Annotated in this window: 16 protein-coding genes and 1 pseudogene; 11 read left to right on the top strand and 6 right to left on the bottom strand. The window is 69.9% G+C overall.

Going from position 1 to position 15811, the window contains the following annotated elements; all coding sequences use genetic code 11:
- Positions 1 to 181: hypothetical protein (locus VF665_RS15810; protein ID WP_331054404.1), on the top strand; the 181-nt coding region annotated here is incomplete at its 5' end.
- Between the two features lie 139 nt (positions 182 to 320).
- On the opposite strand, the gene VF665_RS15805 is transcribed toward VF665_RS15810, so the two are convergent.
- Together VF665_RS15805 and VF665_RS15800 are read right to left on the bottom strand one after the other, a co-directional pair.
- Positions 321 to 1430 (bottom strand): tryptophan 7-halogenase, encoded by a 1110-nt coding sequence (locus VF665_RS15805; RefSeq protein ID WP_331054405.1) that lies wholly within the window; start codon positions 1428 to 1430, stop codon positions 321 to 323.
- A complete protein-coding gene (locus VF665_RS15800; protein ID WP_331054403.1) occupies positions 1430 to 4399 on the bottom strand; it encodes a LodA/GoxA family CTQ-dependent oxidase in 2970 nt (989 codons plus the stop codon). The genes VF665_RS15805 and VF665_RS15800 overlap by 1 nt, the downstream gene beginning before the upstream one ends.
- Positions 4400 to 4637: 238 nt before the next feature.
- On the opposite strand from VF665_RS15800, the gene VF665_RS15795 reads away from it, so the two are divergent.
- The 3 genes from VF665_RS15795 to VF665_RS15785 all read left to right on the top strand — a co-directional run bounded on the left by VF665_RS15795 (position 4638) and on the right by VF665_RS15785 (position 6365).
- A complete protein-coding gene (locus VF665_RS15795) occupies positions 4638 to 5303 on the top strand; it encodes a YceH family protein (RefSeq protein ID WP_331054402.1) in 666 nt (221 codons plus the stop codon).
- A 9-nt stretch (positions 5304 to 5312) separates the two neighbouring features.
- The gene (locus VF665_RS15790) at positions 5313 to 6053 is read left to right on the top strand and encodes a DNA alkylation repair protein (protein WP_331054401.1); all 741 of its coding nucleotides are present in this window, start codon (positions 5313 to 5315) and stop codon (positions 6051 to 6053) included.
- A 120-nt stretch (positions 6054 to 6173) separates the two neighbouring features.
- The gene (locus tag VF665_RS15785) at positions 6174 to 6365 is read left to right on the top strand and encodes a hypothetical protein (protein WP_331054400.1); all 192 of its coding nucleotides are present in this window, start codon (positions 6174 to 6176) and stop codon (positions 6363 to 6365) included.
- Between the two features lie 21 nt (positions 6366 to 6386).
- On the opposite strand, the gene VF665_RS15780 is transcribed toward VF665_RS15785, so the two are convergent.
- Positions 6387 to 6830: a MarR family winged helix-turn-helix transcriptional regulator gene (locus VF665_RS15780; protein WP_331054399.1), complete on the bottom strand. Its 444-nt coding sequence runs from the start codon at positions 6828 to 6830 to the stop codon at positions 6387 to 6389.
- Between the two features lie 265 nt (positions 6831 to 7095).
- Here VF665_RS15780 and VF665_RS15775 point away from each other — a divergent pair, with 265 nt between their 5' ends.
- Together VF665_RS15775 and VF665_RS15770 are read left to right on the top strand one after the other, a co-directional pair.
- Positions 7096 to 7977 carry an alpha/beta hydrolase gene (locus VF665_RS15775; RefSeq protein WP_331054398.1) on the top strand — a complete coding sequence of 294 codons (882 nt, stop codon included), beginning with the start codon at positions 7096 to 7098 and terminating at the stop codon, positions 7975 to 7977.
- Positions 7978 to 8007: 30 nt separating this feature from the next.
- Positions 8008 to 9138: a serine hydrolase domain-containing protein gene (locus tag VF665_RS15770; RefSeq protein ID WP_331054397.1), complete on the top strand. Its 1131-nt coding sequence runs from the start codon at positions 8008 to 8010 to the stop codon at positions 9136 to 9138.
- 96 nt (positions 9139 to 9234) lie between these two features.
- Here VF665_RS15770 and VF665_RS15765 read toward each other — a convergent pair whose 3' ends face one another.
- Complete coding sequence (locus tag VF665_RS15765) at positions 9235 to 10506, bottom strand: MFS transporter (RefSeq protein WP_331054396.1); 1272 nt, start codon at positions 10504 to 10506, stop codon at positions 9235 to 9237.
- Positions 10507 to 10792: 286 nt separating this feature from the next.
- Complete coding sequence (locus tag VF665_RS15760; RefSeq protein ID WP_331054395.1) at positions 10793 to 11539, bottom strand: SDR family oxidoreductase; 747 nt, start codon at positions 11537 to 11539, stop codon at positions 10793 to 10795.
- A 152-nt stretch (positions 11540 to 11691) separates the two neighbouring features.
- Here VF665_RS15760 and VF665_RS15755 point away from each other — a divergent pair, with 152 nt between their 5' ends.
- Together VF665_RS15755 and VF665_RS25925 are read left to right on the top strand one after the other, a co-directional pair.
- Positions 11692 to 12582 (top strand): LysR family transcriptional regulator, encoded by an 891-nt coding sequence (locus VF665_RS15755; protein ID WP_331054394.1) that lies wholly within the window; start codon positions 11692 to 11694, stop codon positions 12580 to 12582.
- 194 nt (positions 12583 to 12776) lie between these two features.
- Positions 12777 to 12999: pseudogene (locus VF665_RS25925) on the top strand (oxidoreductase); the annotation flags it as partial.
- 3 nt (positions 13000 to 13002) lie between these two features.
- Here VF665_RS25925 and queG read toward each other — a convergent pair.
- Positions 13003 to 14169, bottom strand: a complete 1167-nt coding sequence (gene queG / locus VF665_RS15745; protein ID WP_331054392.1) for a tRNA epoxyqueuosine(34) reductase QueG — start codon at positions 14167 to 14169, stop codon at positions 13003 to 13005.
- Between the two features lie 146 nt (positions 14170 to 14315).
- Between queG and VF665_RS15740 the strand changes: the two genes are divergently transcribed.
- The 3 genes from VF665_RS15740 to VF665_RS15730 all read left to right on the top strand — a co-directional run.
- Positions 14316 to 14750: a GxxExxY protein gene (locus tag VF665_RS15740; protein ID WP_331054391.1), complete on the top strand. Its 435-nt coding sequence runs from the start codon at positions 14316 to 14318 to the stop codon at positions 14748 to 14750.
- A 111-nt stretch (positions 14751 to 14861) separates the two neighbouring features.
- Complete coding sequence (locus tag VF665_RS15735; RefSeq protein WP_331054390.1) at positions 14862 to 15239, top strand: carboxymuconolactone decarboxylase family protein; 378 nt, start codon at positions 14862 to 14864, stop codon at positions 15237 to 15239.
- A partial coding sequence (locus tag VF665_RS15730; RefSeq protein ID WP_331054389.1) for an aminotransferase class V-fold PLP-dependent enzyme occupies positions 15236 to 15811 on the top strand: 576 nt, incomplete at its 3' end. The genes VF665_RS15735 and VF665_RS15730, both read left to right, overlap by 4 nt.

Below are 15811 nucleotides of genomic sequence, written 5' to 3'. Positions count from 1 at the left end.
CCAGAACCAGCCGGACGGCACGTACTGGGTCACCGGCTGGCCGGCCCCGGCGCGCGCCGCGGTGCAGGTGAACAACTCGTATCTGCTGCAGGCCCCCGCCGCGCCCAACTTCACCTCGGTGGAGGTGAAGGAGATCGGAGGCGCCGGGATGGGCGGGATCCGGTTCGAGAACAACACCTGACCCGAACGCGAAACCGGGGCTGCCGCGTGGCAGCCCCGGTTTCGCGTTTCCCCGCGTGTCGTCCAGGATTGATGGCGTTCCCGGAGACAGGGAGGGAACGGGAGGAGGACTCCTCCCCTCCATGGCCCTGCTCACGGGCTCACACCGCCGCCGCCCGCGGTCCCGCGCTCTCCGCGCGGACGGCGTCCGGCGCAAGGCGGCGGCGCCAGAAGGGGGCGGCGGGCCAGCGCCGCTCCATGCCGTAGTACATTGCCCGGTGAGCCAGGTACGCGTCCCACACCGAACCCAGCGCGGCGGAATACGCCTCCCCCGCCCCGTCATCCCCGCCCAGCATGGCCAGCGCGGCGCGCCCCGCCGCCACGCCCGTGTACAGGCCGTGGAACAGGCCCTGGGACGACAGCGGATCAAAGCACATGCTGGCGTCCCCCGCGGCCAGCCATCCCCGGCCTCCCGCCGCGGGCGGGCGCGCGCCGTTGGCCGCGCACACCCGCACGGGGCCGGGCCGCCCCGCGTCCGCGTCGCGCATCTCCGCCGCCAGCGCGGGGAGCGCGAGCGCACGCTCCACCAGGCGCCGGTGCACGCCCGACGCGCGGAGCAGGTCCGCGTCCGTGTGGAACGCCAGCAGGCGCCGCCCGCCCGGCAGCGGCGCCGAGTACCACCATCCGTCCGGCTCGCTCTGCACGAAGGTGACCCCCTGCGCCGGCCCGGCGAGCGGAAGGTGCGTCCACGCGCAGACCAGCCGGTCCTGCGCCGCGGGGCGCCGCGCGTGCTCCCGCAGCAGCCGCGAGCCGCGCCCACCCGCGTCGACCACCACCGGCGCGGCGATGCGCACCTCCCCCGCATCCACCGTCCACCCCGCCCCGTCCCTCGTCACCCGCGCATGCGCCGGGGCGATCACCTGCACGCCGCGCGCAACCGCTTCCGCGCGCAGCCCGGCCTCGAACCGGCGGCGGTTCAGGCGCACCCCCGGCCCGTGCGGATCGGCGAGCGCGTCCAGCTCCGCCACCTGCGGCGCGCCCCACACGCTGCGGCGCGCCCACACCGGCTCGTGCCCGTCCGCCAGCACGGCGTCCGGGTCCATCCCCAGCGCGGCGAGCAGCCGGCGGGCCGCACCGGGGAGCGATTCCCCGATGCGGTCCTCCGGCCCGGCGCGGCGGTCCACCATCACCACGCGCGCCTGCCCCGCCAGCGCCAGCGCCGCCGCGGCGCCGGCCGGGCCGGCGCCCACGACGACCACGTCCGCCCGCATCACCGGCCGTGCCGCAGCAGCCCGTTGGGGAAGCGGTTCACCTTCTCGATCCCCCGCAGGTCCACGTCCGCCGCGGAACCGCCCGCGCCCGCGCGCACGCCCACCGCGCTCCCCGACGGCCGTCCCGGCCCGCGCGACGCCGCCATCAGCGCCTCGTTGAGCGCGGCATCGTACTCGTCGTCCGGCTGAATGAGGACGTGCTGGTCCTCCACCTCCACCTGCGCGGGAAACTCCCCGCCCGGCCCCGGATGGACCTCCACCACGCCCAGGTTCTCGAAGTGGCGGATCATGTTGTTGATCTGGCTCGTGTAGCCGTTGGTCCCCAGCGGCTCGATCCACGCGGCCCGGTTGGCGAACGCCTTGCGCCGCTCGCTCATGGGCAGCTCGTGGTTCATCAGGATCTTGTAGTTCTCCTTGGTCAGCACCTGGTTGGGCACGCGCGCCGGCCAGAAGCTGGGGACGTACGGATCGTACGTGGGATCGTAGCCGGAGCGGCAGCTGGCCGTGTCCGTCTGCCAGGGCACCGCCATCCACCGGGTGATGCCGCCCGGCTCCTGCGCCGTGAGCGGGCCGTTGGGGATGGTGACGCTGTCGGACGTGAGCACCGTCCCCAGCGTGGGCGGCACCCACCCCTCGCGCGCATGCAGGAACCGGAACGGGTCGGAATACATGGTCCACGTGCGCACCGGCCAGGTCATCTCGCACCCGGGGTGGAACGCGTCCGCCAGGCAGAACTCCAGGGCGGCGCGCGTCAGCATGTCGCCCTGCTCTGCCAGCGGCACCTCGTCGATGGTGCGCGGCGGGGTGCGCGACGGGTCGTAGTCCGCGTCAAAGCAGCCCTCGGCCCACTGGTCCAGCATGGCCAGCTGGCAGGCGGAGAGCGCCACGTTCTGCCGCGGCGAGGCCACGGGCGGGATGTTCATGGCGTCGCCGTACAGCCAGGGCCAGGGCTTGGGCGACGAGCCGTCCACGTCGTACCGGCGAAAGCTGTTGGATACGGTGCGCCGCAGCTCGCGCTCCGCCGGGCCGTTGCTCCCCAGCCGCGCCAGGGCCGCGGGGCTGGTGAGGTCGAACGCGCCCTCCCAGCCGAACCCCGCCGCGAACCCCGCGTTCACCCACTGCAGCCCGGCGAGCCGCTGAAAGAGCGGCAGGATGTCGCGGGTGAAGCTCGGCCGCGCGGGGGCCGCCAGCGTTCCCGCGGTGATGGCCACGTCGCGCATGAGATCCCACATGGTGCGCACGGACTTGCGCTGCGGCCCGTAGTTGGGCGGCGCCACCACCACCCACGCGGGCACCACCTCCAGCGGCTGGCCGTCCAGCTCCACCGTGGCGGTCACCGGCCCGTCGGACACGTCGTCGTGCCACCCCTCGTTGTTGGCAAAGGTGATGGCGTGCGTGCCGTCGTACGAGGCGCTCACGCCGCGCCCGCCCAGCACGATCAGCCGCCCGGCCTCGTCGGTCAGGATCTCGCCCAGGTACACCTTCTTGCCCATGAACTTGCCGTCGTCGAACGCCTCCGGCCCGGCGTTGGCGCCGGACACCGTCCGCGCCTTCGGGGTGATGGCGAGCTGGGCGCGGTCCTCCACCGCGGGGTTGCGCAGCACGGTGGGCGGGGCGGACGCGGCCTCGGGGATGTCGAGCGCCAGCTGAAAGCCGTACCAGGCCGACTTGGTGTTGGCCACCTGCACCTTCCAGTCGATCTTCGCCTCCGTTCCCTCGCCCGTCAGCTCGCGAACAATGCGGCCCAGGGCGTTGACGCCGTAGATGCGGAAGCGCGCCGCCTGCCGCTTGAGGGCGCCCTTGGCGTCGCGGTACGATCCGGGGGGGAGCGGCTCCGGCTCGTTGACCTCCGGCCCGATGAACCAATCGTTCTCGCTGTTGCCCACGCGCGCCACGCCGATGGACGGGTAGATGACCGCCTTGACGATGCAGTCGTCCGGCGCCGGGGCGGGCGGCGCGGCCGGGCGCGGCTCGCGGGGGTCCGCCAGCGGCTGCCCGTTGGCCGTGTGCCGCAGCCGCGCGCCGGCGGCGTACACCTCGCGGCGAACCACGGCAATGGACGACTCCTCGGACGGCGCGTTCACCTCCGGCACGCGCCAGATGTTGAACGACAGCCCCTGCCCGTACTCCGCCTGCCCGCGCGCGCCCACGTCCTGCCGCGGGATCACCAGCCGCGCCACGGGCACGTACGGGCTCTCCTTCTCAGACCAGGGCACGGTGGCCTTGTCCAGAGGCATGGTGTCCGGGTTTGTCCGGGGCTGCACGGACAGCGTGAAGGTGTAGTCCCGTTCCGCCAGGCGGTTGGCCAGGTCCACGGCCAGGTAGTCCGTGGCGTCGTCCGCCACGTTTTCCGGGTCGGTGTCGGGGGTCAGGCGGTACTTCACCACCTGGCCGCCCATGCGGAAGGGGAGAATGGCCCAGTACGTCGCGGTGAGGCAGCTTCCCTCCACCGTGTCGCTCATGTCGTTCAGGATGTCGTTCGTATGCTTGTGCGCGGCCAGGTACCCGGGGTAGTCCTTCTGCACCACGCCGGCATAGGTGAACTCCACCATCTCCTGCGCGTTGTCCACAAAGAAGACGGGATAGTTCTGCATGATGAGGTCGGCGGTGTCGCCGCTCTCGCCCAGCGCGTTGCTCCCCGGCACGCCGAACAGCTTCAGCCCGATGCCCAGCGTGGAGCCCAGGTCCGGCAGCGTGGGCGAGGTGTCGCTGCTGAAGCGCATCCACGCGTCCAGCCGCGGGTGCGCAAAGATCCCCACCCGCATCTCCTCGGGCATGCTGTCCAGCCGCTCCAGGTGGCCCCGCGCGGTGCCGTGCAGCTTGCGGAACACGGCGCGTTCCGCGGGCTTCTGCCCCATGCGGATGCGGTTGGCCTGCCCCATCTCCACGAACATTTCCGTGAGGCGGCGCGCGGCGTCCTCCGGCCGGTCGTAACAGGCGGGAACGGGGAAGTCCTTGTCCTTTTCCATTGTGCTCGTGTAGATGGAAGGGTGTGGATTTGTACTGCGGGATGGCGGGTAGGGCGTACTCGGGGAGAAAGTAAACTGCTACGTTTGCGCGCGCCAGATTGTCGGGAAAGGAGGACAAAGAGCACGCCGGTCCGCCGCGTCGCGTGGCGGCAACCGCAGTCCCGGCTGCCCGGCACGATCCCCGCAACCCGCGGCGGGGCTGGCCCATTCGGATGATTTCTGGAACAGGAGAACGCTGGTGAATCCCCCGCTCACGGACGTGGAGGCGCGAGTTCTGGGCTCGCTGATGGAAAAGGAGGTCACCACCCCGGACAACTATCCGCTCTCGCTGAACGCGCTGATGGCGGCGTGCAACCAGACGACGAGCCGCGAGCCGGTGATGCGGCTGGACGAGGACGCGGTGGTGAACGCGGCCGTGGCGCTGCGCCGCCGCTACCTGCTGCGCCAGATTCAGCCGGCGGGATCGCGGGTGACCAAGTACGAGCACCTGCTGGGGCAGGAACTGCAGCTCGGCCGGCCGGAACTCGCCGTGCTGGGCGTGCTGATGCTGCGCGGCCCGCAAACCGCGGGCGAGCTGTACACGCGCACGGAGCGGCTGCACCCGTTCGCCGGCGCCGCCGAGGTAGAAGCGGTGCTGGAGGCGCTGATCGCGCGGCAGCCGGAGCCACTGGCTGTGCGCCTTCCCCGGCGCGCGGGGCAGAAGGAGGCGCGCTTCGCCCACCTGCTGAGCGGCGAGCCGTCCGCGGATGCGCTCGCGGCCGCGGAGGAGCGCTCCGCCCCCGGCCGCCGCGCCGCGCCGGACGACGACCGCGTCGCCGCGCTGGAGCGCACGGTGGAGGAACTGCGCGCGGAAGTGGCCGCCCTGCGCTCTGAGCTCGACACGTTCCGCGCCCAGTTCCAGTAGCCCCAGCGGATGAAGGCCCGCGCCCCGGCCGCCACCGTGGAAGAGATCGCCGCGCGCCTCCAGGCGCTGGGCGATGCGGATGACGCGCGCTTTCTCGCCGGCTACTTCCGCACGGGGCCGGGCGAGTACGGCGAGGGCGACCGCTTTCTGGGCATCCGCGTGCCGGTGCTGCGGCGCCTGGTGCGGGAATCCCGCGGGCTGCCGCTGGACCGCGTGGCGGAACTGCTGCGCTCCCCCTGGCACGAGGCGCGGCTGCTCGCCTGCCTGCTGCTCGCGGACGCGTACCCGCGCGCGGATGCGGCCGCGCGCGACGACATCTACCGCCTGTACCTGAGGAACACGGCGTTCATCAACAACTGGGACCTGGTGGATTCATCCGCGCCGCACGTGGTCGGCGCGCATTTGGTCGACAAGGATCGCGCGGTGCTGGAGCACCTGGCGCGGTCGGAGTCGCTGTGGGAGCGGCGGATCGCCATCCTTGCCACGCAGCACTTCATCCGCCGCGGCGACTTCGGCACCACGCTGCGGATCGCGGAACTGCTGGTGGATGACGGGCACGACCTGATCCACAAGGCCGTGGGCTGGATGCTGCGCGAGGTGGGCAACCGCGACCGCGCGGCGGAAGAGGCGTTCCTGACGCGCCACCACCGCACCATGCCGCGCACGATGCTGCGTTACGCCATCGAGAAGTTTCCGCCCGGGCTGCGGGCCCGGTATCTTCGGCGAGAGCCTGCAAGTGACCAAGGATGAGCCGCGGGGTTCTCCGCCCGCCTGCCACAGGAAGGCTGTCCAGCCTCTTTCTCATGCCGCCGGATCAATATGAACTGCCCTGTATGCAGGAAACCCATCGATGGAGCGACCGCGATCAAGATGGCACTGAAAGCGGGGATCGCCATTTCCCGGTTCATCAGCATATGGCCGGGGACGGATCGCCACAAAGTGTTTCAATACACGGCCAGCCACGCCCAGAAACAGTACGAGCGCGACCAGTCCATCCTGGAATACTGCTCGTTCTGCAATCAGTTCAAGGGCGTAAAGCCAAAGGGTGCCCGAAGCGGGTGAGCGCGAGGCGCGCTTCGGGCCTCAATCCCGCGGGTCGCAGTTCTCCGTGATGCGGTTCAGCACCGCACGCAGCAGGGCGACCTGCTCGGCGCCGATTCCGTCCAGCGCCTGCCTGCGGTTGTCCTGCGCGATCGGCTCCACCGTGCGGATCACCGCCTCGCCCGCGACCGTGAGCGCGAGTTCGGAGCGGCGCCCGTCGCTGGGGTGCGGCTTGCGGACCAGCAGCCCCTTTCGCTCCAGCAGCTGAACGATTCGCGTGACGGAGGCGAAGTCCTTGAACACCGCGGTGCCGACCTGCTGCAGCGTGAGGTCGGCGGATTCGTGGATCGTCTTGAGCACCAGCCACTGGTCGATGGTGATGTCGATCCCCGCCGCGTGCAGTCGCGCCTGCGCGAACCGCCGGTACGCCTTCAGGGCGGATTCCAGGGAATAGAACAGAACGTCCTGCAGCCGGCTCTCCGCCATTGCGCCCCTGAGTTGGTTGACATATCAATGAGTGGCGCGCCGGAGCACGCATCATGAACTTACGGTCTCCGGACCGGTGTGCACACGTGCGGTTCATCCCCGACGGTCGTGCAGGGCGGCGACAGAGCATCAAGGGAGTTGGCAGATGAGAATCACCCGGGCACTCCTCTCCGCGGCGGCACCCATCGCGCTGGCCGCCCTGTTGGTTTCCGCGTGCGCAGAGACCCCGGCGCAACCGACCGTCGAGCCGGGCGGGCCCAGCGCCGTGGCGGATTCCTGTGTGATCGCGCGCCCCGACTTCGGGGGGGTGGCGTCCGCGGCGGACCTGAGCCTGTTCGCCTACGACGCCGCGGCGCCCCTGAACCTGCAGAAGACGACCGAATCCACGAGCAACGGCGTGGAGACCAGCGCCATCTCGTTCAGCAGTCCGGATGGCGGATCGGTTCCCGGCCTGATGTTTCAGCCGGTCAGCCGCCCGGGTCCGCGCCCGGGCATGGTGATCATGCACGGCGCACCCGGCAATGCGCGCCAGATGGCCGGCCTGGGGCAGACGCTCGCGGAGCAAGGCGCGGTGGTGATCGCCATCGATGCTCCGTTCGCCCGCCGCGGCGGGCCGTGGCTCGGGTTCGGCGCCAAGGACCGCGCCGAGCAGATCCGGCTGATCAAAGACCTGCAGCGCGCCGTGGACGTGCTGCGTGCACGCCCCGACGTGGACAAGGAGCGCATCGCCTACCTGGGCATCAGCTACGGCGGGGCGATGGGCGCGCTGTTCGCGGGCGTGGAACGGCGCCTCAAGGCCGCGGTGCTCGTGGTGGCGGACGGCGGCCTCGTTTCGCACTTCACCGGGCCCGAAGACGCCGACTTCATGGCCAGTCTCCCCTGCGGGACGCGGGTCGCCTGGCTCCGGTCCATGACCCCCATCGAGCCGATCCGGTTTCTTCCGCGTGCCGCCCCCACCGCGCTGCTGCTGCAGAGCGGCCGGTCGGACGCGCTCGTGCCCGTGGCCGACGCGGAGGCGCTGCACGCCGTGGCGCCGGATCCCAAGACCATCCGCTGGTATCTCGCGGGACACGGCCTGAACCAGCAGGCGCACTTTGACCGGATGGACTGGCTGCGCGACAAGATCGGTCTCGACGCCGGGCAGTAGCGCTCTCCCACAGTAGCCAGGATGGGCACCATGTCTCTGTCCACACGATTCCCCCTCGCCGCCGCCGCACTCCTGCTGGCCTGCGCGGCGTGCAACAAGGACGCCCCCACCGGGGGCGGAGCGGCCGGCGGGCAGGCAGCGGCCGACTCGGCTTTCGTGGGCGCGCTCCGGGCGCAGCTGCAATCCGCCACGGTCGCGGGCCAGTTTTCCGGCGCCGTGCTCGTCACCCGCAACGGGAGAACGCTGTTCGAGGGGGCCTATGGCCTCGCCGACCGGGAGCGGAACGTCCCCAACACGCCGCTGACGCAGTTCCGCGTCGGGTCCATGAACAAGATGATGACGGGCGTCGCGGCGCTGCAGCTGTTGCAGGCCGGGAAGGTGCGGCTGGACGCCACCCTCGGCACCTACCTGCCGGACTACCCGAACGCCGACGTGAAAACGAAGGTGACCCTGCACCACCTGCTCACCCACACGGGGGGCACGGGCGACATCTTCGGGCCGGAGTTCACGGCGCACCGGCTGGAGCTGCGCACCACGTCGGACTACCTCCGGCTGTACGGCACGCGCGGCCTGCAGTTTACGCCGGGGGCGCAGCACGTGTACAGCAACTACGGCTTCCTGCTCCTGGGCGGCGTCATCGAGCAGGTGAGCGGAACAAGCTACGACCAGCACGTCGCGGCCCGCGTGCTCGCGCCGGCGGGAATGACGGCGACCGGATTTGCGCCGGAGGACTCGCTGGTGCCGGGGCGCTCGGTGGGGTACATGAGGCAGCAGGCGACCGGCGCGCTGGTGTCCAACGCGCCGACGCTGCCCTACAAGGGGACGCCCGCGGGAGGCGGGTATTCCACCGTGGGAGACTTTGCGCGGTTCGCCGCCGCCATCCAGGAGCGCCGGCTGCTGGACTCCGCGCACACGGCGCTCCTCCTTTCCGGCAAGGTCCCGGTCGCCCCGGAGGTTCAGTACGCCTACGGATTCGTGGACCGCGTCGTGAGCGGCCGGCGGATGGTGGGGCACACCGGGGGCGCGCCGGGGATGAGCGGGGCGCTGGAGTTCGAGCCGAACGGCGGGTACGTGGTCGTGGTGCTGTCGAACTTCGATCCGCCGGCGGCGACGCAGATCGCGGGGTTCATCGTCAACCGCCTGCCGGCTGCCATCAACTGAAAACGGCTCGCCGCGAGGCGCCCGGCGACGGCTGCACCGAGTGTACAGGCCGGGGTGCCGGGGTGCCGGGGTTGCACCGCTGTTCTCCGATCCGCCTCAGGCCGCCCGGGCCGGCGTCTCCGCTCGGCTGACGGTAGTGGGCGGCGCCTCTCTCTCGTCTCGTGAGCTCCGCTGCGCCTGGCGCCAGCCGATCCCCGCGAGCAGCGCCGAGGCACAGAGCGCGGCCGCGCTGACGGCGAAGGTGCTCTGGTAGCCGCTCCGATCATGGAGCACGCCGCCCGCGGTGGCCCCGAGGGCAATGGCCAGCTGGATCACGGCAACCATGAGCCCGCCACCGGCCTCGGCATCATCGGGGAGCACCTTGCTCAGCCATGTCCACCACGCGACCGGCGCCGCCGTACCGATCAGCCCCCATCCGGCGAGCAGGACCGCGACCGCCACGGGCACACCGCCGAGCACGGTGAGCGCGATTGCGATGGCCGCCATCGCGACCGGCATCGCAATCAGCAGGCTGTACAGCCGCGTCCGCAGCACCCGGCCAATCAGCCAGGTGCCGACCAGCCCCGCGCCGCCCGTGACGAGCAGAAGCAGCGAGAGCGTGGAGACGTTCACGCGCGTCACCGTCTCCAGGAACGGGCGCAGGTAGGTGAACAGGGCGAACTGCCCCAGGAAAAAGAGCGTGACGGCCGCCATCCCCAGCGGCACCTGCCGCCGGCGCAGGACGCGGAACACGGGGCCGTCACCGCGGGTGCGCTCGGACGGCATCGACGGCAGACTCATGAAGAGCCAGCCGAGCGTCAGCAGCGCGAGCGGCACCACGGCGAAGAAGGCGCCGCGCCACCCGACGTACTGCCCCAGGAAGCTGCCCAGGGGCGCGGCGACGGTGGTCGCGAGCGCGTTGCCGCCGTTCAGGATCCCCATGGCCCGCGGGACGTCCTGCTCCGGCACCAGTCGCATGACCGTGGCGGCAGACATCGACCAGAAGCCGCCGATGACGACCCCGATGAGCGCACGCCCGGCCATGAAGACGCCGGCGCTCGGCGCGAGCGCCACCATCACCCCCGACGCGATCATGACGACCGTCAACGCCAGCAGGACGCGGCGGCGGTCGATCCCGCGCGTCGCCGGGGAGATGACGAGGCTGGTGAGGACGGCGAAGATGCCCGAGATGGCGATCGCCTGGCCGGCACGCCCCTCGGTGACGTGGAGGTCCGTGGCAATGGGCGTCAGGAGGCTGACGGGCATGAACTCGGAGGCGATCAGCGTCGCCACGCACAGGGTGAGGGCGAAGACGGCTCCCCAGCCCTGCGCCCGCGGCGCGGTCTCGTCGCGCGCGTACCTTTCTGCGGTTTCGATCTGGACGGACATCATCGATCTCCCTCGTGGCTGCCGGGCACCGTCGTGCCGCGGCGGCACCGTTGCGTTTCTTTCTTCCAAGGATTGCAAGCCAGCCCGGTGATTGCGGCTGATAAATCGGACGACGGTTGTCAACCTGATTCCCGCGGGTTCACAATCTCTCGAAAGTCCGGCTGGCATGGGATCATCGCACGCAGCAGGGGAGCCGCGACACGCCCGCGCGGCTCCCCTGATGATCCCCGGGCTCCTCTTCACCGGGCCCGGCGCCGATCTGCATCCGCCCCGTCGCGCATCGCGCCTACAGTTCCTGGCTCGTGGGACGGAACAGGATCTCGTTGATGTCCAGCTCTTCCGGCTGGCTGATGGCGAAGGCGACGACCCGCGCGAACGAGTCGGCCGGAACCCCGACCTGTCCGACGTAGTCCTGGTTCGCCTTCTGGATGTCCGTCTCGCTGATGTGATCCAGGAGTTCCGTCTTGACCGCACCGGGCGAGATGATCGTGGTGCGGATGTTGTACGGCTTTACTTCCTGCCGCAGCCCCTCGGACAGGGCCCGCACGCCGAACTTGGTCGCCGAGTAGACGGCGGAGCCGCCAAAGAGCTTGTGCCCCGCGACCGACGACAGGTTGATGATGTGCCCCGACTTCTGCGCCTTCATGTGCGGGAGCGCCGCGGCGATGCCGTACAGCACGCCCCTGAGGTTGACGTCGATCATCCGGTCCCATTCGTCGACCTTCAGGCGCTCCAGCGGGGAGAGCGGCATGACGCCGGCGTTGTTGATGAGCACGTCGATCCGGCCGAACGCCTCGACGGCCGCGTCCACCAGGCCATGTACCTGTCCGTGGTCCGTGACGTCGGTCTCCACGGCGAGCGCCTTCCCTCCGGCGGCCGTGATCTCCCCCACCAGCGCCTGGAGACGCTCGATGCGCCGGGCGCCCAGGACGACGGAAGCGCCCTGCGCGGACAGGTGCCGGGCAGCCGCCTCTCCCATCCCGCTGCTGGCGCCCGTGATCACGACGACCTTTCCCTCGATGTTGCTGCTCATGATGATCTCCCCGGTGATGGGTCCGATAATCAAGACCCTGCGCGCCCGTATGACGGCCCCTTCCCGAGGACCAAGCTACCCGAAAGATTGCAGGGGATAAATCAGACGGCGGTTCGCACCCTGATGCCGGTGGGTTGACAATGGTGGATGTGATGAGCGGCGTCCCGGAGTTCGTCGCGGTGGTGGAAGCGAAGGGATTCCGTGCGGCGGGGCGGCAGATGGGCGTAAGCGGGACGGCGCTGAGCAAGGCGCTGCGCCAGTTGGAGCAGCGCCTGGGCGTGACGCTGCTGCTGCGGACTACGCGCAGCGTGCGGCTCACCGAGGCGGGGGAGACCTTCTACTCGGCGGCCCGCCAGGCGCTGGACGCGCTGCAGGCCGCCGCGGAAGTGATGGGAGAGCTGGGGGATGAGCCCCGGGGGACGATCCGGCTGAACATCGCCGCCGGGGCGGAGGGGTTCCTGCGCGGACCCGCCTTGCCGGAGTTCCTGTGGGCGTACCCCGAGGTGCGGCTCGACATCATCGTCGACGAGGACGTGAACGACATCGTGGCCGCCGGATACGAAGCGGCCATCCGGCTGGGCGAGGTGATCCACCAGGACATGATCGCCGTGCCCGCGTCCGGCCAGCAGCGGATGGTGGTGGTGGGATCCCCGGCCTACTTCGCGAGGCACCCCCGGCCGGAGCACCCGCGCGATCTGACCGGGCACGCGTGCATCAGCTGGCGACCGGGTCCGGGTGCCGCGACCTATCGTTGGGAGTTCACCGAACCCGGCGGCGAGGACTTCTCGGTCGCGCTTCCGTCCCGGGTCGTCGCCAACGATTTCACCCTGATGATGCGGCTGGTGACCGCCGGCCTGGGGCTGACCATCGGGATGAGCGATGGGGTGCAGCCGTACATCGACCGCGGGGAGGTGGTCCCCGTGCTGGACGAGTACTCCCCGCCGTTTCCGGGCTATTACCTGCACTACCCGGCGCGGCGGCAGGCTTCGCCGGCACTCCGGGCGCTCATCGACCACCTGCTGCGGATTCGGCAGGCACGATGAGCCGAGGGTGGATGCACGAACAAGGTGGGCCCTTTTGCACCGTCGCATTCGGGATCCCGCGAGAATCTTCTGCCTGTCCGGTTCTCCGCGCACGCAGCTGCCTGGTCAGGAGACGAGGCCGCCGAGTTCGTCCGGCGTGTCCAGGCGCACGGCCCGCCTCCGGCGTGGAAACCCATCCATGGCTGGATTCCCTTGTCCTTCGCATGGAGAGCGCCAAGGAGGGGGGCGAACATCCGCACGGCGACGATCTACCCGGCCGCGATCATCACCGAGCTGCTCGGCACGATCAGCCACAAGGACACGGCCGAGGGAATCACGCAGTCATACGAGCAGTTCGGCATCTTGCCGGAGCGGATCGCGCGAGTCGTGGTGATCGCGATCGAAACGCCGGAGGACACGACGACCAACGAGTTCACGCCGTCAGCTTTCCTCGCCGAGCGACGCTCTGATCTCGGCAATCACCCACTCGTCTTCCTCGACCGCGATTCGCGCGCGCAGTGCGTCCGCGGAGCGCTCGTCCGGGATGCGCCCCAGCGCCCACGCCGCGTGCCCGCGCACGAGCGGCTCCTCGTCGTTCAGCGCCAGGGCGAGCGCGGGGAAGGCTTCGGGGGAGCCCCAGTTGCCGAGCGCGACGGCGACGTTGCGGAGGAGGCCGCGGCGCTTGGTGCGCTTGATGGGCGAGTTCTTGAAGCGGCGGCTGAACTCCTCCTGGCTCATCCCCATCCACTCGATCAGCGACGGCCCGTCCAGCCCCTCACGGGCGAGGAACGCGGGCTCGGACGAGGGCGTGGCGAAGCGGTTCCAGGGGCAGACTTCCTGGCAGATGTCGCAGCCATAGACGCGGTTGCCGATCCGGGGCCGCAGGTCGCGGGGGATGGGGCCGCGGAGTTCGATGGTGAGATAGCTGATGCAGCGGCGCGCGTCCATGCGGGGTGCGCCGCTTTCGTCGCGCCCCAGCAGGGCGCCGGTGGGGCACGCGCTCACGCAGGCGGAGCAGGTGCCGCAGTGATCTTTCTGGAACGGGGCGTCGTACGCGAGATCCACGTCCAGCAGAATGGCGCCGAGAAACCAGTAGGATCCGCGGCGGGGTTGAATGAGCATGGTGTTGCGCCCGTGCCATCCCAGGCCGGCGCGTGAGGCGAGCTCGCGCTCCAGCAGGGCGCCGGTATCCACGTAGGCGCGGCCGTGCACGGGGAGGAGCGTTTCGTTGATCCAGTCCTGCAGCTGAATCAGGCGCTCCTTCATGAGCTCGTGGTAGTCGTCGTTGCGCGCGTAGCGGGCCACGACGCCCCGCGCGCCGTCCGCGATGGACGACGGGTCCGCGTCCGCGTTGAAGTACTCCAGGCCCACGACGACAGCGGAGCGCGCCCCGGGAACGAGGACGGCGGGGTGGAGGCGCTTGGCGACGGCGTCTTCGCGGGCCAGGTACGCCATGTCACCGTGCATCTCCTGCGCGATCCACCGCTGGTATGCGTCGCCGTGCGCGCTCTCGTGCACGGGCGCGATGCCCACTGCGCCGAAGCCCATCTCGCGGGCCCGGGCGCGGATGCGCTCGCTGAGTTCCTCCGGGGAAAGCATCGTCGACATGCGCCCTGCTACCCCGAATCCGCCACCGCGTGCCCGGCTTTCTGGACAGAGCATACATCGTTAACTTCAACCGCGTCTCTCACGGAGTCCACGGAGGTTCACGGAGTTCACGGAGTTCACGGAACAGCGGAGCAAGGAGTCCCGACATGCGTGCACTGGATCAGATTACCGGGGAGATCGTCAACACGGCATACCGTATCCATACCGATGTCGGCCCGGGGCTGCTCGAATCCGTGTACGAGGCCGTGCTCGCCCACCGGCTGCAGAAAGCGGGGCTCCATGTTGAGCGACAGAAGCGCATCCCGTTCGAAATTGACGGAATCGTATTCGAAGAGAGCTTCCGGGCAGATCTGATCGTAGAGGGAAAGGTCCTGGTCGAACTCAAATCGGCTGAGAAGCTCGCCCCCATCCACGTCAAACAGATCCTTACCTACCTGCGGCTTCTGCACTTTCCCGTGGGCCTGCTGATCAACTTCGGAGCGGAGCGGATGCAGGACGGGATCAAGCGGGTCGTGAACGGACCGGCGGCGCTGCAGGTTTCGCCTGCGGGCACTCGGGGCTCCGCGAGCGAAGTACCGTGACCCCCGTGGCCCTCCGTGTACTCCGTGAGAGACGCGGTTGTAGTTGTCCTTGACGAAGCTTGGATGCGCACGGCACTTTGCGCGCTCGCCTGAACCCGGGAGCACGCATCGATGACCGATAGACTCGAAGAATTCCGCCTCTTCCGCGAGCGCATGAACGAGCGCATCCTGGAAGCCGGCAACCTCGAAATTAAGCGCTTCTTCGCCCTGGACACCCGGTGCTACGAGGCTGGTGCCCTGGACGTCAAGACCAAGGAGCTGCTGGGCCTGGTCGCCTCCATGGTCCTGCGCTGCGACGACTGCATCACCTACCACATCGTCCGCTGCAAGGAAGAAGGCGTCACTGACGCGGAGTTCTTCGAAACCTTCAACGTGGGGCTCATCGTGGGCGGCAGCATCGTCATCCCCCACCTGCGCCGCGCGGTGGACATGCTGGACCGGCTGAACGCCGACGGACCCATTGAACTCAACGCGGACACCGCCGAATGAGCACCATCCCGCACGCGGACCTGGAAGCCTGGCGCACCGAGTTCCCCATCCTCCAGACCCGCACGTACCTCAACTCCTGCTCACTGGGCGCGCTCAGCCGCCGCTCCATGGGCTACCTGGGCGAGTACCAGGCGCTCTGGAACACCATGGGCGCCAGCGCGTGGTACGAGCTGTGGATGGCGCGCATCGGCCAGCTCAAGCAGACCGTGGCCACCATGTGGAACGCGGATGAAAAGGAGATCGCCATCTCTCCCAGCGTGTCGGGCGCGCTCTCGTCCATCGCCTCCGCCATCGACTACGGCACGCGCAACAAGATCGTGGTGGCCGAGCTGGACTTCCCCACCCTGGTCTATCAGTGGCTGGCCAAGAACGGCGTGGAGGTCGTGCGCGTTCCGTCCGATGACGGCATCGGGGTGCCGCCGGAGCGCTGGGCGGAGTACGTGGACGAGCGCACGGCGCTGGTCGCCACCAGCCACGTCTTCTACGGCACCGGCTACGTGCAGGACCTTGCGCCCATCGCCGCCGCGGCGCGCAAGGCCGGCGCCCTGTTTCTGGTGGATGGATACCAGTCC

The sequence above is a fragment of the Longimicrobium sp. genome, assembly GCF_036387355.1.
Lineage (GTDB): Bacteria > Gemmatimonadota > Gemmatimonadetes > Longimicrobiales > Longimicrobiaceae > Longimicrobium.
The sequence above is the reverse complement of the archived record's forward strand: the minus strand, read 5'-3'. Positions and strand labels throughout refer to the sequence as shown.